The 20434-nt window shown below is 66.4% G+C and carries 20 protein-coding genes; 5 read left to right on the forward strand and 15 right to left on the reverse strand.

What is annotated here, in order from left to right:
- Positions 1 to 802: group II intron maturase-specific domain-containing protein (locus tag GH664_RS17690; protein ID WP_255424950.1), on the forward strand; the 802-nt coding region annotated here is incomplete at its 5' end.
- Positions 803 to 911: 109 nt separating this feature from the next.
- Here GH664_RS17690 and pnp read toward each other — a convergent pair.
- The 14 genes from pnp to GH664_RS17760 form a co-directional block, all read right to left on the reverse strand.
- Entirely contained in the window at positions 912 to 3011 is a 2100-nt protein-coding gene (gene pnp, locus GH664_RS17695; RefSeq protein ID WP_153169394.1) for a polyribonucleotide nucleotidyltransferase, read from the reverse strand.
- Between the two features lie 206 nt (positions 3012 to 3217).
- Positions 3218 to 3487: a 30S ribosomal protein S15 gene (gene rpsO / locus GH664_RS17700; RefSeq protein ID WP_004322624.1), complete on the reverse strand. Its 270-nt coding sequence runs from the start codon at positions 3485 to 3487 to the stop codon at positions 3218 to 3220.
- A gap of 75 nt (positions 3488 to 3562) precedes the next feature.
- A complete protein-coding gene (gene truB, locus GH664_RS17705) occupies positions 3563 to 4564 on the reverse strand; it encodes a tRNA pseudouridine(55) synthase TruB (RefSeq protein ID WP_228111595.1) in 1002 nt (333 codons plus the stop codon).
- A complete protein-coding gene (gene rbfA / locus GH664_RS17710; protein ID WP_153169396.1) occupies positions 4521 to 4928 on the reverse strand; it encodes a 30S ribosome-binding factor RbfA in 408 nt (135 codons plus the stop codon). Before rbfA ends, truB begins: the two co-directional genes overlap by 44 nt.
- A 3-nt stretch (positions 4929 to 4931) precedes the next feature.
- A complete protein-coding gene (infB, locus tag GH664_RS17715; protein ID WP_153169397.1) occupies positions 4932 to 7766 on the reverse strand; it encodes a translation initiation factor IF-2 in 2835 nt (944 codons plus the stop codon).
- A gap of 13 nt (positions 7767 to 7779) precedes the next feature.
- On the reverse strand, positions 7780 to 9255 hold the full coding sequence (gene nusA / locus GH664_RS17720; RefSeq protein WP_153169398.1) for a transcription termination factor NusA: 1476 nt from the start codon (positions 9253 to 9255) through the stop codon (positions 7780 to 7782).
- A 27-nt stretch (positions 9256 to 9282) separates the two neighbouring features.
- Positions 9283 to 9717: a ribosome maturation factor RimP gene (gene rimP, locus GH664_RS17725; RefSeq protein ID WP_153169464.1), complete on the reverse strand. Its 435-nt coding sequence runs from the start codon at positions 9715 to 9717 to the stop codon at positions 9283 to 9285.
- A gap of 235 nt (positions 9718 to 9952) precedes the next feature.
- Positions 9953 to 11125 carry a 23S rRNA pseudouridine(2605) synthase RluB gene (gene rluB, locus GH664_RS17730; RefSeq protein ID WP_153169399.1) on the reverse strand — a complete coding sequence of 391 codons (1173 nt, stop codon included), beginning with the start codon at positions 11123 to 11125 and terminating at the stop codon, positions 9953 to 9955.
- The gene (gene scpB, locus GH664_RS17735; protein WP_153169400.1) at positions 11067 to 11669 is read right to left on the reverse strand and encodes an SMC-Scp complex subunit ScpB; all 603 of its coding nucleotides are present in this window, start codon (positions 11667 to 11669) and stop codon (positions 11067 to 11069) included. The genes rluB and scpB overlap by 59 nt, the downstream gene beginning before the upstream one ends.
- Positions 11647 to 12477 (reverse strand): ScpA family protein, encoded by an 831-nt coding sequence (locus tag GH664_RS17740; protein WP_153169401.1) that lies wholly within the window; start codon positions 12475 to 12477, stop codon positions 11647 to 11649. The genes scpB and GH664_RS17740 overlap by 23 nt, the downstream gene beginning before the upstream one ends.
- Before the next feature lie 72 nt (positions 12478 to 12549).
- Positions 12550 to 13209: a site-2 protease family protein gene (locus tag GH664_RS17745; protein WP_153169402.1), complete on the reverse strand. Its 660-nt coding sequence runs from the start codon at positions 13207 to 13209 to the stop codon at positions 12550 to 12552.
- Between the two features lie 73 nt (positions 13210 to 13282).
- On the reverse strand, positions 13283 to 13915 hold the full coding sequence (locus GH664_RS17750) for an L-threonylcarbamoyladenylate synthase (protein ID WP_153169403.1): 633 nt from the start codon (positions 13913 to 13915) through the stop codon (positions 13283 to 13285).
- A 29-nt stretch (positions 13916 to 13944) separates the two neighbouring features.
- A complete protein-coding gene (locus GH664_RS17755) occupies positions 13945 to 14775 on the reverse strand; it encodes a 3',5'-nucleoside bisphosphate phosphatase (protein ID WP_153169466.1) in 831 nt (276 codons plus the stop codon).
- 70 nt (positions 14776 to 14845) lie between these two features.
- Entirely contained in the window at positions 14846 to 15724 is an 879-nt protein-coding gene (locus GH664_RS17760) for an alpha/beta fold hydrolase (RefSeq protein ID WP_153169404.1), read from the reverse strand.
- Positions 15725 to 15814: 90 nt separating this feature from the next.
- On the opposite strand from GH664_RS17760, the gene GH664_RS17765 reads away from it, so the two are divergent.
- Both GH664_RS17765 and GH664_RS17770 read left to right on the forward strand, forming a co-directional pair.
- Positions 15815 to 16435 carry a YitT family protein gene (locus GH664_RS17765; protein WP_194270435.1) on the forward strand — a complete coding sequence of 207 codons (621 nt, stop codon included), beginning with the start codon at positions 15815 to 15817 and terminating at the stop codon, positions 16433 to 16435.
- 10 nt (positions 16436 to 16445) lie between these two features.
- A complete protein-coding gene (locus tag GH664_RS17770) occupies positions 16446 to 16685 on the forward strand; it encodes a hypothetical protein (RefSeq protein WP_228111596.1) in 240 nt (79 codons plus the stop codon).
- An 87-nt stretch (positions 16686 to 16772) separates the two neighbouring features.
- Here the strand turns inward: GH664_RS17770 and ylqF are convergent, their stop codons facing one another.
- Positions 16773 to 17696 carry a ribosome biogenesis GTPase YlqF gene (gene ylqF, locus GH664_RS17775; RefSeq protein ID WP_153169405.1) on the reverse strand — a complete coding sequence of 308 codons (924 nt, stop codon included), beginning with the start codon at positions 17694 to 17696 and terminating at the stop codon, positions 16773 to 16775.
- 312 nt (positions 17697 to 18008) lie between these two features.
- On the opposite strand from ylqF, the gene GH664_RS17780 reads away from it, so the two are divergent.
- Complete coding sequence (locus tag GH664_RS17780) at positions 18009 to 18218, forward strand: cold-shock protein (protein ID WP_096446489.1); 210 nt, start codon at positions 18009 to 18011, stop codon at positions 18216 to 18218.
- Positions 18219 to 18343: 125 nt separating this feature from the next.
- Entirely contained in the window at positions 18344 to 20404 is a 2061-nt protein-coding gene (locus GH664_RS17785; protein ID WP_153169406.1) for a DEAD/DEAH box helicase, read from the forward strand.
- The last annotated feature ends 30 nt before the right edge of the window (positions 20405 to 20434 follow it).

Consider the following 20434-nt stretch of genomic DNA (forward strand, 5'->3'; position numbering starts at 1 on the left):
GGCGAAGAAGATCGAGGATGGGCGGGTACTGAAGCTGATCCGACGGTATCTGGAAGCGGGGATGATGGCAGAGGGCGTCGTCAGCCCGAGGGCGCAGGGCACACCGCAAGGCGGCCCGCTGAGTCCGTTGCTGTCGAACATCCTGCTGACGGAACTGGATCGGGAACTGGAGCGCCGTGGCCACGCGTTCTGCCGCTACGCGGACGACTGCAACATCTACGTCCGTAGCCATGCGGCAGGCGAGCGTGTTCTGGCGGGTATCAGTCAGTTCCTGTCCGAGCGGCTCAAGCTCACGGTCAATGCGGCCAAGAGCGCGGTCGCACGGCCGTGGGAGCGGAAGTTTCTGGGCTACAGCCTGACCTGGCACAAGGCCCCGAAGCTGCGGATCGCACCGACCAGTCTTCAGCGACTGGAGGACAAGATTCGTGAAGTGCTCAAAGGCGCGAGGGGGCGCAGCGTGCGCGCCACGATCGAAGAGCTGAACCCGGTGCTCCGGGGCTGGGCAGCGTACTTCAAGCTGACCGAGACCAAGCGGGCACTCGAAGAGCTTGACGGTTGGCTCAGGCGCAAGTTGCGCTGCATTTTGTGGCGGCAGTGGAAGCGCCCGTATACTCGTGCCAAGAACCTGATGAAGGCGGGACTGAAGGAGGAGCGCGCGTTTCGCTCGGCGCTCAATCAACGTGGGCCGTGGTGGAACAGTGGCGCCAGTCACATGAACGCGGCCTTCCCGAAGTCCTTCTTTGATCGTTTGGGTCTGGTGTCGCTGCTCGATACGACGCGACGGCTCCAGTGTCTTTCATGAACCGCCGTATGCGGAACCGCACGTACGGTGGTGTGAGAGGGCGACGGGGGTGACCCCGTCCCCTACTCGATGCTGCCTCCCCCATTCAGAGGGAGGCGAGCGGCTCGATTCAGCCGGCGTTCTCGTTCAGCAGCGCCTTCATGCTCAGGCGGATCTTGCCACGCTCGTCGGTCTCGAGCACCTTCACGCGCACCGCCTGGCCTTCCTTGACGTAGTCGGCCACGTTATTGACGCGCTCGTTGGCGATCTGCGACACATGCAGCAGGCCATCGCGGCCCGGCATGATGTTCACGATGGCGCCGAAGTCCAGCAGGCGGATCACCGTGCCTTCATAGACCTTGCCGACCTCGACTTCGGCGGTGATCGCCTCGATCTTCGCCTTGGCGGCCTGCGCACCTTCGGCGCTGACCGACGAGATCGTGATCTGACCATCGTCCTCGATCTCGATCACGGTGCCGGTCTCTTCCTGCAGTGCGCGGATCACTGCGCCACCCTTGCCGATCACATCGCGGATCTTCTCGGGGTTGATCTTCATGTTGATCATGCGCGGTGCGTACTCGGACACCTCGCCGCGCGACGCCGCCAGTGACTGCTTCATCAGGCTCAGGATGTGCAGCCGGCCGGCCTTGGCCTGCTCCAGCGCGGCGTGCATGATTTCCTTGGTGATGCCCTGGATCTTGATGTCCATCTGCAGGCCGGTGATGCCGTTCTCGGTGCCTGCAACCTTGAAGTCCATGTCGCCGAGGTGATCCTCGTCGCCCAGGATATCGGTCAGCACCGCGAAGCGGTTGCCTTCCTTGATGAGGCCCATGGCGATGCCGGCAACGTGATCCTTCAGCGGCACGCCGGCATCCATCATCGCCAGCGAGCCGCCGCAGACGGAAGCCATCGACGACGAACCGTTGGACTCGGTGATCTCGGAGACGACGCGCACCGTGTAGGAAAACTCTTCGGCCTTCGGCAGCATCGCCACCAGCGAGCGCTTGGCAAGGCGGCCGTGGCCGACTTCGCGGCGCTTGGTCACGCCGAAGCGGCCGGTCTCGCCGGTGCAGAACGGCGGGAAGTTGTAGTGGAGCAGGAAGCGCTCCTTGTACTCGCCGCCGATGGCGTCGATGATCTGCTCGTCACGCCCGGTGCCCAGCGTGGCAACCACCAGCGCCTGCGTCTCACCGCGGGTGAACAGCGCCGAGCCGTGGGTGCGCGGCAGCACGCCGGTGCGGATCTCGATCGGACGCACCGTGCGGGTGTCACGACCATCGATGCGCGGCTCGCCGTTCAGGATGCGGCTACGAACGATGCCGGACTCGATGTTGAAGAAGATGTCCTTGAGCTCGCTGACCGACGGCGCGTTCTCAACGCCTTCGGTGAGCTGGCCGATCACGCGCTTGCGGATCTCGGACAGGCGAGCCGAACGTTCCTGCTTGCTGGTGATGCGGAAGGCCTCCTCCATCTCGGCCTTGGCGAGCTCGACGACCTTGGCGATCAACGCCTCGTTGGCCGCCGGAGCCTGCCAGTCCCACTCTGGCTTGCCGGCGACTTCGACCAGCTCGTTGATCGCCTTGATCGCGGTCTGCATCTGCTCGTGGCCGAAAACCACAGCACCGAGCATGACCTGCTCGGGCAGCTCCTGCGCCTCCGATTCGACCATCAGCACCGCAGCCTGCGTGCCGGCGACGACGAGGTTCATCTCGCTCGTTTCCAGTTGCGTGGCGGTGGGGTTCAGGATGTACTGCCCGTCGAGGTAGCCGACGCGGGCGGCGCCGACCGGGCCATTGAAGGGCAGGCCGGAGATCGCGAGCGCGGCCGAGGCGCCGATCATCGCCGGGATGTCGGGGTCGATCTCGGGGTTGAGCGACAGCACGGTGACGATGACCTGGACTTCATTCATGAAGCCCTCGGGGAAGAGCGGACGGATCGGGCGGTCGATCAGGCGCGAGGTGAGGATTTCCTTCTCGCTCGGACGGCCTTCGCGCTTGAAGAAGCCGCCGGGGATACGGCCCGCAGCGTAGAACTTCTCGACGTAGTCGACGGTAAGGGGGAAGAAGTCCTGGCCCGGACGGGCTTCCTTGGCACCGACCACGGTCGCGAGCACCACGGTCTCGTCCATGTTGACGATGACGGCACCACCCGCCTGACGGGCAATCTCGCCGGTCTCGAGGGTGACGGTGTGCGCGCCGTAGGCGAAGGTTTTCTTGATGGCGTTAGGCAAGGGAAGATTCCTTTTTCGAAGAAGTGCAGCAAACTACAACTGCATGGGCGGGAGCAGATCCCGCAAGAGGATGAGCGCCGCCGGCGACTGCGATGGGCGAAGCAGCCACCGAAACGACAAAAGCCGGCGCGACCCGCATGGGCTCGCACCGGCTTTGCTGGCTTAAGTCGCCCTGATCGGCGCTGTGAGGCTCGTCACGGACGCAATTACTTGCGCAGGCCGAGACGCTCGATCAGATTGCGATAGCTGTCGGCGTTACGGCCCTTCAGGTAGTCCAGCAGCTTGCGGCGCTGGCTGACCATCTTCAGGAGACCGCGGCGGGAATGGTGATCCTTCGCGTGCTCCTTGAAGTGAGGGGCGAGACCGTTGATGCGGGCGGTCAGGAGCGCGATCTGGACTTCCGGCGAACCGGTGTCGCCCTGGGCGCGCTGAAAGTCGGAGACGATCTTCGACTTGGATGCGATATCAAGAGCCATGTGTGTCTTTACTCGTGTGTTCTGCCAATCAGAAGCGGCGGATTATACCCCGCCATCCCAAAAACTCAATCCATATCATGCGGATGCGTTGACCGGTACGTCTGCGCAGGTGGCGATCAGTCGCCGCGGTGCGAGCGCGCCATCGGCCTGCCACTGCGCGAGCCCGAGAAACCCTTGCGGACCATAGGCGCGCACAGGGCCAGGGGCCTCCTGCCTTGCCAGACGCAGCGTTCGCCCCTGCAGCAGCCAGGTCGCCTCCTCGGCGCTCAGTACGACCACGTCGAACTCGCGTACCAGCGCATCCGCCGGTGCCAGCAGCGCGTCACGTTCATCAGCGGGTGCGGTTTCGAGGCGCTCCAGCGTCACCGCCGCCGACACATCGAACGCGCCGATGCGAGTACGCCGCAACCCGCACAGGTGTGCGCCGCAGCCGAGCGCGGCGCCGATGTCCATCGCCAGCGTCCGGATGTAGGTGCCCTTGCTGCAGGCCACGCGGATGCCGAAGCGATCGCCGTCGAACGCCAGCAGCTCGAGCGCATGGATGGTGACACGCCGGGCCTCGCGTTCGAGCTCGACGCCTTCGCGGGCATATTCGTAGAGCGCCTTGCCATCGCGCTTGAGCGCTGAATACATCGGCGGCACCTGCTCGATGTCGCCGCGGAAACGCGACAGGACCTCCACCACGGCCGCCTTGGTGACCGCCACCGGATGCGTGGCGACCACCCTGCCTTCGGCATCGCCGCTGTCGGTCTCGACGCCGAGCTGCACCACCGCCTCATAAGTCTTGTCGGCATCGAGCAGCATCTGCGAGAACTTCGTCGCCTCGCCGAAGGTGAGCGGAAGCAGGCCGGTCGCCATCGGATCCAGCGTGCCGGTATGGCCCGCCTTGGCGGCGTTGAGGAGGCGGCGCGCCGCCTGCAGCGCGTGATTGGAGCTCAGACCTTGCGGCTTGTCGAGCAGCAGCACGCCGTCGACGATGCGGCGCACGATCCTGCGCTGCGGCGACTTCGGTCGTTTGGGCTGCACGTGGACCTCAGGACTTGTCACCGTCACCCTGCTCATCGCCGGCATCGTCATGATGACGCGCCTCATCCTCGCGCACCACGTCGTCGATCAGCTTCGACAGGCGACTGCCCTCTTCCACCGAGCGGTCGTAGTGCCAGTGCAGTTCGGGCGTCGTGTGGATGCGCACACGCCGCCCCAGTTCACGGCGCAGGAAACCACTCGCGCGCCGCAAGCCCTGCAGGATCTCAGGCACGTCCGCCTCGCCCGTCATCGAGGTGAAATACACCTTGGCGTGGGCGTAGTCGGGCGTGATCTCGACATCCGTCAGCGTGATGAAGCCGACACGCGGATCCTTGACCTCGAGCCGGATCAGCTCGGCCAGCTCGCGGCGGATCTGCTCCACCACGCGCTGGCTGCGGGAATACTCCTTGGGCATCGCTTACAGCGTCCTCGCCACTTCCTTGATCTCGAAGATCTCGAGCTGGTCGCCTTCCTGGATGTCGTTGTAGTTCTTGAGCTGCAGGCCGCACTCATAGCCGGCCTTCACTTCCTTCACGTCATCCTTGAAGCGCTTCAGCGAATCGAGCTCGCCGGTCCACTGCACCACGTGGTTGCGCAGCAGGCGGGCCGAGGACCCGCGCTTGACCGTGCCTTCCAGCACGTAGCAGCCGGCGACCGAACCCACCTTCGAGATCACGAACACCTGGCGGATCTCGACGAGGCCAGTCACCTCTTCGCGCTTCTCCGGTGCCAGCATGCCCGACAGCGCTGCCTTCACCTCATCCACTGCGTCGTAGATGATGTTGTAGTAGCGGATGTCGACACCGAAGGTTTCGGCCAGCTTGCGCGCACCCGCATCGGCGCGGGTGTTGAAGCCGATGATGACCGCACCCGAAGCCTGCGCCAGGTTGACGTCGGACTCGGACACCGCGCCGACACCGGCGTGAATGACGTTGACCCGGACCTCGTCGGTGGAGAGCTTTTGCAGCGACTGCACCAGCGCTTCCTGCGAACCCTGCACGTCGGCCTTGATGATGAGCGGCAGGCTCTTCACCTCGCCCTCGGCCATCTGTTCCAGCATGGTCTCGAGCTTGGCCGCCTGCTGCTTGGCGAGCTTGACGTCGCGGAACTTGCCCTGGCGGAACAGCGCAATCTCCCGCGCCTTCTTCTCGTCGGCCAGCGCGATCGCCTCGTCACCGGCTGCCGGCACGTCGGACAGGCCGAGCACCTCGACCGGGATGGACGGACCGGCTTCGTCGATCTGCTTGCCGTTCTCGTCCAGCATGGCACGGATGCGGCCGAAGGTACCGCCAGCGAGCAGCACGTCGCCCTTGCGCAGGGTACCGGACTGCACCAGCAGCGACGCGACCGGGCCACGGCCCTTGTCGAGGCGCGCCTCGATGATCAGGCCCTTCGCCGGCGAATCGACCGGCGCCATCAGCTCCAGCACCTCCGCCTGCAACAGCACCGCCTCGAGCAGTTCGTCGATGCCGGTGCCCTTCTTCGCCGACACCGGCACGAACATCACCTCGCCGCCGTAGGCTTCGGGAATCACCGATTCGGCGATCAGCTCCTGCGTGACACGCTCCGGGTTGGCATCCGGCTTGTCGATCTTGTTGATCGCCACCACCAGCGGAACGCCTGCCGCCTTGGCATGGTGGATCGCTTCACGCGTCTGCGGCATCACGCCGTCGTCGGCCGCCACCACCAGGATGACGATGTCGGTCGCCTTCGCACCGCGGGCACGCATGGCGGTAAACGCTTCGTGGCCCGGGGTATCGAGGAAGGTCAGCATGCCGCGCGACGTCTCGACGTGATAAGCGCCGATGTGCTGCGTGATGCCGCCGGCCTCGCCCGCCGCCACCTTGGCGCGGCGGATGTAGTCGAGCAGCGAGGTCTTGCCGTGGTCGACGTGACCCATGACGGTCACGACCGGCGCGCGCGGCAGGACTTCGACGTCCTTGTGCTCCACTTCCTCGAGGAAGGCATCGGGCTCGTCCAGCTTGGCGGCGAAGGCCTGGTGGCCCATCTCCTCGACGACGATCATCGCCGTCTCCTGGTCCAGCACCTGGTTGATCGTGACCATGGAGCCCATCTTCATCAGGGTCTTGATCACTTCGGTTGCCTTCACCGCCATCTTGTGGGCGAGGTCAGCCACGGTGATGGTTTCGGGAACGTGAACTTCGCGCACGATGGGCTCGGTGGGCGCCTGGAAAGCCTGGCGATCATCCTGCCCGCGGCCGTGACGACCGCCGCCCTTGCCGCCGCCACGCCAGCCGCCAGTGGTCGCGCCGACTTCGCCGCGCGTCTTCAGGCCGCCACGGCGCTTCGCGCCTTCGGCTTCGCGCACCGGCGCCGGAGCGCCGCGGCGCCCTTCCTTGGCACCCTTGTCCTCGGTTTTGGCCGGGCGATGCAGGGTTCCGGACGGCCCCTTGGCCGGCGCAGGCTTGGCCGCCTCTTCCTTCTTCTGCTGCTCGGCGCGCAGGCGGGCCTCCTCCTCGGCCTTGCGCGCCTCGGCGGCCGCACGTGCGGCGCTCTCGCGCTCCTGGCGCGCGCGCAGGTCGGCGGCCTGGCGCTCGGCCAGCGCCCGCCCACGAGCCGCTTCGCGTTCCCGCGCAGCACGCTCTTCGTCGCTCAGCAGTTCATTGATCGAAACCGGCTTCGGACGCACCAGCGTGGTGGTCGACTTGGTCACCGGCTCGCTCTCTTCGACAGCAGGCACGGCTTCTTCGGCGACCGCCGCCGGCTCAGCTTCCGGTTCCGACGCTGTCAGCGGTTCGGGTTCCGCAGCAGGGGCAGGCGGCTCGACCGCCTCAGCCACGGCAGGCACCTCGGCCACCGGCTCCGGCACAAGCTCGACCACCGGTTCGACGACGGCCTCCACCGCGGCCTCAAGCGGCGCCGGCTCCTCGTGAAGCATCTGCTCGACCGGCTGCACGCCTTCGGCCGGAGCGGTCACCGCCTCGGCGGCGAGCTCGTCACGCTTGACGAAGGTACGTTTCTTGCGGACTTCGACCTGCACCGTGCGCGCACGGCCGGTCGAGTCGGTCGCCCGGATCTCGGAGGTCTGCTTGCGCGTCAGGGTGATCTTGCCCTTGGAATCGTTGTCGCCATGCGCACGGCGCAGGTATTCCAGCAGCCGAGCCTTGTCCTGTTCGGTCAGCAGGTCGGCGGGGCCGGTCTTGTCGACGCCGGCTCGCTTCAACTGCTCGAGCAGCGCCGCGGCCGGCATTTTCAGTTCGCCGGCAAACTGGGTCACGCTCATCTGTTCCATTACTGCCCTCCCATCATTCTTCGAACCAATGGGCGCGCGCAACGGAAATCAGCGCCTTGGCTCGCTCTTCGTCGATCCCGGCCATTTCGACCAGTTCGTCGACAGCGAGGTCGGCGAGGTCGTCGCGGGTACGAATGCCCTTCTGGGCCAGTCTGGCGGCAAGGGATCTTTCCATGCCGTCGAGGTTGAGCAGGTCGTCGGAGACGTTCTCCAACTGCTCTTCGGTGACGATCGCCTCGGTCAGCAGCACATTGCGCGCGCGGTTGCGCAGCTCATTGACCGTATCTTCGTCGAAGGCCTCGATTTCGAGCATCTCGGCCAGCGGTACGTAGGCAATCTCTTCGAGCGAGGAGAAGCCCTCCTCGATCAGGATGTCGGCGACCTCCTCGTCGACATCAAGTTTCTCCATGAACAGCGCGCGCAGGCCCTGCTGCTCCTGGGCGGTCTTCTCGGCCGACTCCTGCTCGCTCATCAGGTTGATCGTCCAGCCCGTCAGCTCGGAGGCGAGCTTCACGTTCTGGCCGTTGCGTCCGATCGCGATGGCGAGGTTGTTCTCGTCGACCACCACGTCCATCGCGTGCGCCTCTTCGTCAACGACGATGGACACGACCTCGGCGGGCTGCAGCGCCGATACGACGAACTGGGCCGCATCCGACGCCCACACGATGATGTCGATCTGCTCGCCGCCGATCTCGTTGCGCACCGCAGTGACACGCGAGCCCCGCAGGCCGACGCAGGTGCCGATCGGATCGATGCGCGGATCGTTCGACTTCACCGCGATCTTCGCGCGCAGCCCGGGGTCGCGGGCACAGGCCTTGATCTCGAGCAGGCCGTCCTCGATCTCGGGCACCTCGAGCTCGAACAGCTTCATCAGGAATTCGGGCGCAGTGCGCGACAGGATCAGTTGCGGGCCGCGGGCGCCGCGGTCGATCTTCAGCAGATAGGCCTTGACGCGGTCGCCCACGCGCAGGTTCTCGCGCGGGATCTGCTGATCGCGGGGCAACACCGCCTCCATGCGGCCCACCTCGATGATCGCGCTGCCGCGCTCCATGCGCTTGATGGAGCCCGACACGAGGAACTCCTTGCGCTCGAGGAAGTCGTTCAGCACCTGCTCGCGCTCGGCGTCGCGGATCTTCTGCAGGATGACCTGCTTGGCTGCCTGCGCGCCGATGCGGCCGAAGTCGATCGGCTCCAGCGGCTCCTCGATGTATTCGCCGAGCTGGATGCCGGGATTGATCTCGCGCGCGTCGATGATGCCCATCTCGGCTTCGTCGTTGGTGACTTCCTCGTCGGGCATCACCACCCAGCGGCGATATGACTTGTGATCGCCGGTATCGCGGTCGATGGACACCACCACGTCGGCATCGTCGTGGATGCGCTTCTTGGTCGCGGAGGCCAGCGCCGATTCGAGCGCGGCAAACACGATGTCCTTGGCAACGTTCTTTTCCCGCGCCAGTGCATCGACAAGCAGCAGAATTTCGCGGCTCATTTCAGTAAAACCTCCACTTCCACAGTCTCAGAATTTGGGTACAAGGCGTGCCTTTTCGATGTCTTCGAGCGAAAACTGCATCTCGCCCTTGTCGGTGGTCAGCACCACGGCGCCGTCACGCAGCCCTTCGAGCACACCGACGAAATTGCGCTGGTTGTTGATCGGCAGCGTCAAGCGCAACTGGACCTCGTTGCCGGCGAAGCGCTCGAAATCGACCGCATTCTTCAGCGGACGGTCCAGACCCGGCGAGGACACCTCGAGCCGGTCGTAATCGACGTTCTCCACTTCGAACACGCGCTGCAACTGGTTGCTGACGGTGGCGCAGTCATCCACGGTGATGCCGCGCTCTATGTCGATGAAGACACGCAGCAGCCGTCCTCTGGGCGAGAACTCGACATCCACGAGTTCGAACCCCAGTCCGGTCACGACCTGCTCAATCAGATTTTCGATTCCTGCCCGCATCACCACCACCTGCGCCACAAATAAAAAATGGGCGAAACGCCCATTCCTGCCGACCACACCCTGTTCCGCTGGCCACAACTGGATGACAGATCGCCCGCCAAATGCGTCCGATACAGCCACATTCAGAAAACCGTCCATCAAAGCCCGCTGATTATAGCGTCAAAACCGAAAGCCGGGCAAACCCGCATCTTCGCGGGCCGACCCGGCAAGTCATGAGGAGGAGGCCCGCCTCGGCTCAGCGCATCCTGGGCGTCGTGTGATGCAGCTTGGGCGGACGCTTCTCGCGCTCGTCCGGCCGACGCTGGGGCACAGGCAAGCCGGCGAGCCGGCAGGCGTCGGCCTCCGGCATTTCCATCCACATGCCGCGCTTGAGGCGTGCGGGAAGCTCGACCGGACCATAGCGCACGCGCATCAGGCGGCTCACGGTGAGGCCCACCGCCTCGAACATGCGCCGCACCTCGCGGTTGCGGCCTTCCGAGATGGTGACGCGATACCAGTGGTTGGCGCCTTCTCCGCCCTCGTCGCGCAGGCCGTTGAAGCGCGCGGCGCCGTCCTCGAGCTGGATGCCTTCGGTGAGCGAGCGCGCCTGCTCCTCGGTCAGTTCGCCGAGCACGCGCACCGCGTATTCGCGATCCAGTTCGTAGCGCGGATGCATCAGCCGGTTGGCGAGCTCGCCATCGTTGGTGAACAGCAGCAGGCCCGAGGTATTGAAGTCCAGCCGGCCCACCGCCAGCCAACGCCCCTTGCGCAGCACCGGCAGGCGTTCGAACACCGTGGGACGACCTTCGGGATCGTCGCGCGACACGATCTCCCCCTCGGGCTTGTGATAGATCAGCACGCGCGGCGAGCGCTGTGCGAAACGCAGGGGGATCAGCTTGCCATTGACCTTGACGCGATCGCCCGGGCCGATCTTCTGGCCCAGCGAGGCCGGCAGGCCATTGACCGAGATCCGTCCGGCGATCACCAGTTCCTCGATCTCGCGGCGCGAGGCCACCCCCGCCTGTGCCAGCACCTTCTGCAGCCGTTCCGGCTCGGCCAGCACGGTCGGCGCGTTACGTCCGCCACCTTGCCCTCCACTCGGCCCGCGCCCGCCGGCGCCACGCTGCGGGCGCTCGCCGCGCTCGGGACGCCCCAGTGCGGCGTGATGGGCATCGGGCCGCAGGGCGCCTTCGCCCTCGGTGCGCGAGCGACCACCACCACGGCCGGCATGCGGCGCGCGCGGGCCACGCGGATCGGCGTTCAGGTGAGCATCGCGACCGCGCGGCTGCGCATCCTCGTCACGCGCTGCGCGGCCACCGCCAGCGCGCCCGCGCTGCGGCTCCTCGCGCCGGTCGAGGATCTCGACCGCCTCAGGCTTCTTCTTCAGGGGCGGGCGCAGCGGCCGATTCGATTTGCGAGGTGTCGACAAGATCCATGATCCTTTCAATCTCGGTGAGCGCAGGCAGTTCGGTCAGGCTGCGCAGACCCATGTCGTCGAGAAAACGCCGTGTGGTCGCGAACAGTGCGGGCCGCCCGGGCGTGTCGCGGTGGCCGACGACATCGATCCATCCGCGTGATTCCAATGTTTTCAAGACACTCGGCGACACCGCGACGCCGCGGATATCCTCGATGTCGCCGCGCGTCACCGGCTGCCGGTAGGCGATGATCGCCAGCGTCTCCATCACCGCGCGCGAGTAGCGCGGCGGCTTCTCTTCCTTGAGCCGGTCGAGGTAAGCCTGATACTCGGGTCGCGTCTGAAACCGCCAGCCGCTTGCCAGTTGCACCAACTCCACGCCGCGGCCGGCAGCGGCCCATTCTGTGCGCAGCTCGTCGAGCAGGCGGCGTACCAGGTCGGGGCCGGGGTCCTCGTCGAACAGGCGGCGCAGTTCCGACACCGCCAGGGGTGCGGGCGCGGCCAGCAACGCGGCCTCGACGATGCGCACCCATGCTTCAGGCGTGGTCGCGGGTTGCATCTGCCAGCTTCACATAGATCGGCGCAAACGCCTCGTTCTGGGTCACTTCGACCAGCTTTTCCTTCACCAACTCGAGCACGGCGAGAAAGCTCACCACCAGGCCCGGCGCACCAAGCCCGACATCGAACAGGGTATCGAACATCACATAAGCACCAGCGCGCAGTCGGCGCAGGATGTCCGTCATGTGCTCGCGCACCGACAACTGCTCGCGCCCGACACGGTGATGCTGCGTCAGCCGCGCCTTCTTCATGATGCGCAGCCACGCGAGCTGCAAGTCGTGCAGGCTGACGTCCGGCTGGCGCTCGAACACCTTCTCGGCGACGAACACGCCCACCCATTCAAAATCGCGCTCGACCCGCGGCAACTGGTCGATCGTCGCCGCGGCGCGCTTCATCTGCTCGTATTCGAGCAGGCGGCGCACAAGCTCTGCGCGCGGATCCTCTTCCTCGGCGCTCTCGCGCGGTGGCCGTGGCAACAGCATGCGCGACTTGATCTCGAGCAGGACCGCAGCCATCAGCAGGTACTCAGCCGCAAGCTCTAGGTTGGATGCGCGCATCGCCTCGACGTACTGCAGATACTGCGCCGTCAGTGGCGCCATCGGGATGTCGAGGACGTTGAGATTGGCCCTGCGGATCAGGTACAGCAACAGATCCAGCGGCCCTTCGAAGGCCTCGAGAAATACCTGCAGCGCGTCGGGCGGAATATACAGGTCTTTGGGCAGTTCGAGCAGGGGCTCGCCATACAAGCGCGCGACGCCCTCGAGTTCGCCCGCCGATTCCAGCGGCGCCAGCTCCAGCGGCAGGTTCATGCCCGCACCACGGCCGCACGCTTCACGACGGAACGCAACACGACAGAACGCAACATCACACCCATCATCGCATCAGAAGCCGAGCACGACCGCCAGCAGGTAGCGGAAGATCGCCATCACCGGCCACATGATCGCGCCCAGCACGCCGGTGAACAGCAGCACCAGCAGGATGGGAAAGCCGTAAGGCTCGATGCGCGCATATTTCCACGCCAGGCGGTTGGGCAGCAGGCTCACCGCGATGCGGCCGCCATCGAGCGGCGGCAGCGGGAAGAGGTTCAGCACCATCAGCACGGTGTTGATCTGCATGCCGGCGTCGGCCATCTTCATCATCGGCATGGTGTAAGCGCCCGGAGCGGTGCTGGCGGCAATCTTGAACAGCACACCCCATGCCACTGCCATCAGCAGATTGACGAACGGCCCCGCCGCCGCCACCCACAGCATGTCTGCCTTGGGGTTGCGCAGGCGACCGAAATTGACCGGCACCGGCTTCGCCCAGCCGAACAGGATGCCGCCCGCACCGAACAGCGCACTTGCCACCAGGATCAGCGCCGGCACCAGCACCGTGCCGACCGGATCGATGTGGCGCAGCGGATTGAGCGTGATGCGGCCAGCGAGGTCGGCCGTCGGATCACCGAAATGGCGCGCCACATAGCCGTGCGCCGCCTCGTGCAGCGTGATCGCGAGCACGACCGGGAGCGCCCAGATGGCGAGCGTGGAAATCAGCGAATCCATGAAACGACCGTCAGCAAAACGCGCATTCTAGCAGAGGCCTTGCAGGCCTCCCGGACACCGCTCTTTTGCGGCTTCACTCCGCTTCCAGCCCGAAAGGCGCGAGGTCGCCGCGCCCTGGGCGCACGAGCTCGGGCACGCCCGACGTCAGGTCGATCACCGTCGTCGCCTCCGGGCCGCAGTAACCGGCCTCGATCACCAGGTCGACCTGCTTGCCGAGGCGATCGCGGATTTCGTCCGGGTCCGACATCGGGTGCTCCTCACCCGGCAGCAGCAGCGTCGAGCTCAGCAGCGGACCGTCGAGTTCGGCCAGCAGCGCCGACACCACCGCATGCTCGGGAATGCGCAGGCCGATGGTCTTGCGCTTGGGATGCAGCACCCGGCGCGGCAGCTCCTTCGTGCCCTCGAGAATGAAGGTGTAGGGGCCGGGCGTGACCGCCTTCAGCAGCCGGTACTGGCTGTTGTCCACCCGCGCGTAGGTGGCGATCTCGGACAGATCGCGGCACATCAGGGTGAAATGGTGACGCTCGTCGACACCGCGGATGCGGCGGATGCGGTCGAGCAGGCTCGCATCGCCTGTCAGGCAACCCAGCGCGTAGGCCGAGTCGGTCGGAAAGACCATCAGCCCGCCGTTGCGCAGGATGTCGGCCGCCTGCCGGATCAGTCGCGGCTGGGGCTGCTCGGGATGCAGGGAAAAGAACTGGGCCATTTTTCTTCAGAAACCTTGTCTTGTCGTTTTCAGATGAGGCGCGACCACACCGGCGTCAGGTCGGCGGGCAGCGGATTGCAGCGGCCGATATCCACCGTGCTCTCCTTCTCGCCATGGAAATCGGACGCCCGCGACGCCAGCAGGCCGCGCTGGCGGGCCACCGTGGCGAAGCGCCGCATCTCGTCCGCGGTGTGCGCACCGGACACCACTTCCACCGCTTCACCGCCGGCGGCGATGAACTCGTCGAACAGACGCGCCATGTCCGCCCCGGAAAGCCGGTAGCGCGCCGGATGCGCCACCACGGCGATGCCGCCCGCAGCGCGGATCCAGCTCACCGCATCGACCAGCGCTGCCCACTGATGCGCGACGAAGCCCGGCTTGCCGCGCGCGAGGTAATGGTCGAACACCGTCTTGACGTCGGGCATGACGCCGCTCGCCACCAGGTGCCGGGCAAAATGCGCGCGGCTGACGAGCTCAGGATTGCGCGCGAAGCGCCGCGCGCCCTCGTAGGCGCCGGCGATGCCGCAGCGCGCCAGCTCATCGGACATGCGCTGCGCACGCGCATCGCGGCCGGCACGCAGTTCGGCAAGTGCGTCCACCAGCGTCGGGCAACGGTGATCGATGCCGAGGCCGACGATATGCACCGTCTCGCCGGCGAAGGACACCGAGATCTCGACGCCCGGGACGAGTCCTACGCCCATTTCCGCTGCCGCTTCGGCCGCGACGTCGATGCCGCCGACCTCGTCGTGGTCGGTGAGCGCCATCAGGTCGACACCGTTGACTGCGGCTCGCTGCACCAGCGCGCGCGGATCGAGCCAGCCGTCGGACACGGTGGAGTGACTATGGAGATCGACGTTCATGGGGCTCATGGGCAAGGTTCGACAATGCTCGCGCGGTTCCGGGCCAGATTCGACACCTCCCGCCCGCGCCTTACTGTGACAGCAGGAAGTCCTCGATGATTCGCGCCACCGCTTCCGGCTGCTCGTGATGCAGGTTGTGGCCGGCGCCCTCGAGCGTCACCACGCGCAGCGCGCGGAAGCAGCCGCGCGCCGCCTCGTGTGCGGCGTCGCTGACACCGAGATGTCGCCGCAGCGCCACATCGTCGGGCTCGATCCACAGCACCGGCGCGGTCGCACGCCGCCAGCAGGCTTCGGCTTCGGCGCGGCGGTATAGCACCGGATTCACGCGCCGATGCGCCGGGTCGCCCGCCAGCCGCACCACGTGTCCGCCCTCTCCCTGGATCTCCTCGCCCAGGTGTTCGGCAAGCCAGCGCGCCCGGTCCGCCGGCAGGCGCGGGTTGTCGCGCTGCAGGCGCCACGCCAGCGCGTCGAAATCCGGGTAGTCGCGAAAGGAGACCGGCGCGGCGAGTTCGTTCAGCCATTTCTCGTAGCGTCCGGGCGCCTCGTCAGCCTTGCGGTCGGCCAGCCCGAAGGCATCGAGCGCCACCACTGCGGCGACGCGCGCCGGGCGTGCTCCGGCATACATGCAGGCCACGTTGCCGCCCATGCTATGGCCGACCAGCCTGACCGGCGCGTCGGGCTCCGTCAGGCGCAGAATGGCATCGAGATCGGCAAGGTAGTCAGGAAACCAGTAGGCATCGCCACACCATCCGCTGCGGCCAAAGCCGCGCCAGTCGGGCGCGATGACGTGCCAGCCGTGCGCCAGGGCATCGATGACGAACTGGAACGAGGCCGACGCGTCCATCCAGCCGTGCAGCATGAACAGCTTCGGCGCGCCTTCGTCACCCCACTCGCGCAGGTGGTAGCGCACGCCGCGCACATCGACGAAGCGGGATCGGGACGTTTTCATCGCCACCATGATAACAAACGCTGGCGTGACGCCTCGCCGACGCCGGTATCATCCGCCCGTCGAAACCGCATCGCTGCCGCAAGATTCGCCATGACCGACTCCGCTCCGCTCCCCGAACCCGCACGCCACAGCCTCATCGAGGACGTGCAGGGCGTGCTCATCGGCAGCCTTTTCGTCGGCCTGGCGGTGGTCATGTTCCGCGAGCCGGCCTTGCTCACCGGCGGCACCACCGGCCTCGCCTTCCTGCTGCACTACGCGGCGGGCTGGCCGCTCGGCGCGCTGCTGTTCATCCTCAACCTGCCGTTCTATGTCTTCGGCCTCAAGGCCATCGGCACGCGCTTCACGGTGAAGACCTTCTGCGCGGTCGGCATCCTGTCGCTCTACACCGAACTGTTGCCGCGCCTGATCACGTTCGCACGCCTCGACCCGGTGTTTGCCGCAATCATGGCCGGCCTGCTGGCAGGGACCGGCATCCTGATCCTGATCCGCCACGGCGCCAGCCTGGGCGGCATCGGCGTGCTGGCGATCTACCTGCAGAAGACCCGCGGCTGGCGCGCCGGCACGGTGCAGATGGTGGCCGACTGCGGCATCCTGGGCGCCGCGTTCGCCTTCGTCGCGCCGGACAAGGTGGTGCTGTCGGTGCTGGGCGCTTTCGCGCTCAACCTGGTGATCATGATCAACCACCGCCCTGACCGCTACTTCGGCGTCTGAGCCGGCCGCAATGAGTACCCGCCCCCCGATGCTCGTCGGCGAACTGCGCCGCTGCTCGACCTGCAACCGCTGGGGCGGCGAACGCCGCATCGGCGATGACGGCCAGACGGTGCACCTGAATCCGGCCAATCCGCGCGGCGCCTGCAACGAAGGGCCGTGGCATGCGTCGCTGCGCGGTCCGCGCAACGCCTGCGGGCAGTGGCTGCAGTGGATCGAGATCAAGCCGCAGGGCGAAGGACCGGCATCGTGAGCCGCCCTGTAACACAAGGACAAGGACGCCGCAGGCGGGGGAGCGAGCACTGACACATGCGGCATCGGGGATCGCGCGCGTTCTACTTCATTCGTCCTCGTCCTCGCGCCGCGCCTGGTCGGACTGCGGCGCGCCGGCAGCTCGCGCCGCCCACGCTTCGGCGATCATCGCCACGCGCGTCTCCGGTGTTTCCAGGCTGATGCGGCCGAGCGTGCCGTCGCGGTAATCCTGCAGCAGGATCTGCGCCGCCTTTTCCAGATCCAGGCCACCGCCCTTGACCAGGCAGCCGCGCCGGCGCCCGACGGCCTCGACCAGCCCTGGACCATCGAGGCCGGCGGTTTGCAGCCGGTAGCGCGCAGCAACCGGCTGCGCATAGCGCTTGAGCAGGATGTCCGCCAGGAAGGCGGCCACTTCCTCGTCGATGACCGCATTGCGGCCGATCGCATGGCTGGCCGCGAGCATGTAGCCGTCCGAATCAAACTCGATCTTGGGCCACATCATGCCGGGCGTGTCGGTCAGCGTCATGCCTGGCCCGAGGTCCAGCGTCTGCTGGTGCTTGGTCACCGCCGGCTCGTCGCCGACCTTGGCCACCTTGCGCTTGAGCAGCGCATTCATCAGCGTCGATTTGCCGACGTTCGGGATGCCCATGATGATCATGCGCAAGGGCTTCACGCCATCGTCGCGGTGTGGCGCCAACTGCCTGCACAGTGCCGGGATGCGCGCCACCTCGGCCGCACTCTTGGCGGAGATCGCCACTGCCTTGACGCCGGGCTGACGGTTGTAGAAGTCCATCCAGGCGCGCGTAACGGCCGGATCGGCCACGTCGGACTTATTCAGCAGCTTGAGGCACGGCCGATTACGGAATCGCCTCAGTTCGGCGATCATCGGATTGCTGCTGGCCTCGGGCAGGCGGGCGTCGGTCACTTCGATGACGACGTCGATGGCCGCCATGGCCTCGGCCGCCTTCTTGCGCGCCGAGGCCATGTGACCGGGAAACCACTGGATGGGCATGGCTGATCCCTGAACTTGAATGCCCCGATTATCCCACGCCACCCCGCGTATTTTTCCCATGCCATCTGCGAACGATTCGCATCCCAAGACACGGCGACAGGAATTTTTTATTTCCAGTCGAAATAAATTCGCGCATGCCGCAGAAACCGTGTATCGTGCCGCTCGCAGTCGATTCAAGCAGTGGTTGTTCTGGTGGTTACCCCAGCGTGTTCCAAGAGAACGCGTGCCGGTCTGATTCCTCTGGATTACGTTTCTTGATCGTTCCTGCACCTTTCGGGCGCAAGCCCAATCATTTTTGAAAATGGAACGCAAATGAGCACTCAAACCGGTACCGTCAAGTGGTTCAACGACGCCAAGGGCTTCGGCTTCATCACCCCGGAAAACGGCGGCGAAGACCTGTTCGCCCACTTCTCGGAAATCCAGAGCAAGGGTTTCAAGAGCCTGGCTGAAAACCAGCGCGTCGAATTCGAAGTCAAGACGGGTCCCAAGGGCCTGCAAGCGGCGAACATCCGCCCGCTGTAATCGGCGCCTCTCGCCGAATCATCGAAACGCGGCCTCGTGCCGCGTTTTTGCTTTTTGCGGCTCCGAATCGCCGATAATCGCGCTTTGATGTCCGCCGCTTGCGCTATCCGCGCACCCCGATCGCCATGACCGAATCCACCATCCGCTTCGCCGACCTCGCCCTGCCCGAGCCCATCCTGGCCGCGCTCACCGACGTCGGCTACGAGACGCCCTCCCCCATCCAGGCTGCCTGCATCCCGGAACTGCTCGCCGGCCACGACCTGCTCGGCGAAGCGCAGACCGGCACCGGCAAGACGGCGGCCTTCGCGCTGCCCATGCTCGCCAGGCTGGATCTGTCCGACGCGCGCCCGCAGGTGCTCGTGCTGACGCCGACGCGCGAGCTGGCGATCCAGGTGTCGGAAGCCTTCGCCAAGTACGCGCGTCATCTGAAGAACTTCCATGTGCTGCCGATCTACGGCGGCCAGAGCATGGTGGTGCAGTTGCGCCAGTTGTCACGCGGCGCCCACATCGTGGTCGGCACGCCGGGCCGCATCATGGACCACCTCGAGCGCGGCAGCCTGAAGCTCGACGCGCTGCGCTCGCTGGTGCTCGACGAGGCCGACGAGATGCTGCGCATGGGCTTCATCGACGACGTCGAATGGATCCTCGAGCACACGCCCGACACGCGCCAGACCGCACTGTTCTCGGCGACGATGCCCAACGCGATCCGCGACGTGGCCCACCGCCACCTGCGCGAGCCCAAGGAAGTGAAGATCCGCGCCGCCACTGCCACGGTGGCCAAGATCAGCCAGCGCTACTGGCTGGTGCGCGGCGTCGACAAGCTCGACGCGCTGACGCGCATTCTGGATGCGGAAGAAAGCTTCGACGCCGCCCTCGTCTTCGTGCGCACCAAGATCGCCACCGACGAGCTCGCCGACAAGCTCGCCGCGCGCGGCTACGCGGCAGCGGCGCTGAACGGCGACATGACCCAGGGCATGCGCGAGCGCGTGATCGAGCAGCTCAAGTCCGGCGCGCTCGACATCGTCATCGCCACCGACGTGGCGGCGCGCGGCATCGACGTGCCGCGCATCTCGCACGTCATCAACTACGACATCCCGTACGACACCGAAGCGTACGTGCATCGCATCGGCCGCACCGGCCGCGCCGGGCGCGAGGGGGTGGCGGTGCTGTTCGTGGCGCCGCGCGAGACGCGCATGCTGAAGATGATCGAGCGCGCGACGCGCCAGCCGATCACGCCGATCGCACTGCCCAGCAGCGAGGAAGTCTCCAACCTGCGCGTGGCGCAGTTCAAGCGCCTGGTGGTCGACACGCTGGGCAGCGAGGATCTGGGCTTCTTCATGGACGTGGTCAACGGCCTCGTCGAGGAGAACGAGATCGATGCCCACGAAGTCGCCGCGGCGCTCGCCTATCTCGCCCAACGTGACCGCCCCCTGCAGATCGAGGAAAGCGGCCGCGGCTGGGATCTCGCCACCGCGCCGACGCACACCGGCGGCCGGCCGCCGCGCGACGAGGCCTTCACCACCGGCATCGCCCGCGAGCGCCCGCAGCGCCCCAACCGCGACGAGATCCTGCAGCGGCGCCGCGCCTTCGCCGATGGCGCGCTGGCGCGCTACCGCATCGAGGTCGGCCGCAACCATGGCGCCAGCCCCAAGGAAATCGTCGGCGCCATCGCCAACGAAGGCGGCATCGAAGGCAAGTTCATCGGCCAGATCCACCTGTTCAACGACTTCAGCACGGTGGAACTGCCCGCCAACCTGCCCGCGGATCTGCTGGAAACGCTCAGGCGCACGCGAGTCCGCCAACTGCCGCTCAACATCCGCCTGCTGACGGATGCCGAAGCCGCCATCGTGCCGGAGCGCCGCCGTCCGCCGCGCGAGGAGGGCTTCCGCCGCGAGGAAGGTTTCCGTCGTGACGAAGCGCCGCGGCGCAGCTACGGCGAAGACAGCCGGGGGCCACGCTCCTATGGTGGCGAAGGCGGCAGCAGGCCGGGCGGAGGCGATCGCGGCACCGGACAGGGCAAGCCGGGTGGCTACAGCAAGGGTGGAGCCTATGGTTCGGGCGGCGGCTACGGCAAGCCCGGCGCACCGCGCCGTGACGAGCACGAGCCGCACCCCGCATCGCACGACGACCGCGGCGGCAAGGCGCCCTTCTCCACGCACAAGCCGCGCCGCCATCGGGATGCCTGAGACGGTGCCTGAAGCGATGCGCTGCACCCC

This window comes from Thauera sp. 2A1 (assembly GCF_009469595.2).
In the GTDB taxonomy this organism is placed as follows: Bacteria; Pseudomonadota; Gammaproteobacteria; order Burkholderiales; family Rhodocyclaceae; genus Thauera.

Coding starts and splice junctions, on each gene's coding strand:
- rpsO (WP_004322624.1), bottom strand. CDS start 3,487: ATGGCTCTTGATATCGCATCCAAGTCGAAGATCGTCTCCGACTTTCAG.
- truB (WP_228111595.1), bottom strand. CDS start 4,564: ATGACGATGCCGGCGATGAGCAGGGTGACGGTGACAAGTCCTGAGGTC.
- rbfA (WP_153169396.1), bottom strand. CDS start 4,928: ATGCCCAAGGAGTATTCCCGCAGCCAGCGCGTGGTGGAGCAGATCCGC.
- infB (WP_153169397.1), bottom strand. CDS start 7,766: ATGGAACAGATGAGCGTGACCCAGTTTGCCGGCGAACTGAAAATGCCG.
- nusA (WP_153169398.1), bottom strand. CDS start 9,255: ATGAGCCGCGAAATTCTGCTGCTTGTCGATGCACTGGCGCGGGAAAAG.
- rimP (WP_153169464.1), bottom strand. CDS start 9,717: ATGCGGGCAGGAATCGAAAATCTGATTGAGCAGGTCGTGACCGGACTG.
- scpB (WP_153169400.1), bottom strand. CDS start 11,669: ATGCAACCCGCGACCACGCCTGAAGCATGGGTGCGCATCGTCGAGGCC.
- GH664_RS17740 (WP_153169401.1), bottom strand. CDS start 12,477: ATGAACCTGCCGCTGGAGCTGGCGCCGCTGGAATCGGCGGGCGAACTC.
- GH664_RS17745 (WP_153169402.1), bottom strand. CDS start 13,209: ATGGATTCGCTGATTTCCACGCTCGCCATCTGGGCGCTCCCGGTCGTG.
- GH664_RS17750 (WP_153169403.1), bottom strand. CDS start 13,915: ATGGCCCAGTTCTTTTCCCTGCATCCCGAGCAGCCCCAGCCGCGACTG.
- GH664_RS17755 (WP_153169466.1), bottom strand. CDS start 14,775: ATGAACGTCGATCTCCATAGTCACTCCACCGTGTCCGACGGCTGGCTC.
- GH664_RS17760 (WP_153169404.1), bottom strand. CDS start 15,724: ATGAAAACGTCCCGATCCCGCTTCGTCGATGTGCGCGGCGTGCGCTAC.
- GH664_RS17765 (WP_194270435.1), top strand. CDS start 15,815: ATGACCGACTCCGCTCCGCTCCCCGAACCCGCACGCCACAGCCTCATC.
- GH664_RS17770 (WP_228111596.1), top strand. CDS start 16,446: ATGAGTACCCGCCCCCCGATGCTCGTCGGCGAACTGCGCCGCTGCTCG.
- ylqF (WP_153169405.1), bottom strand. CDS start 17,696: ATGCCCATCCAGTGGTTTCCCGGTCACATGGCCTCGGCGCGCAAGAAG.
- GH664_RS17780 (WP_096446489.1), top strand. CDS start 18,009: ATGAGCACTCAAACCGGTACCGTCAAGTGGTTCAACGACGCCAAGGGC.
- GH664_RS17785 (WP_153169406.1), top strand. CDS start 18,344: ATGACCGAATCCACCATCCGCTTCGCCGACCTCGCCCTGCCCGAGCCC.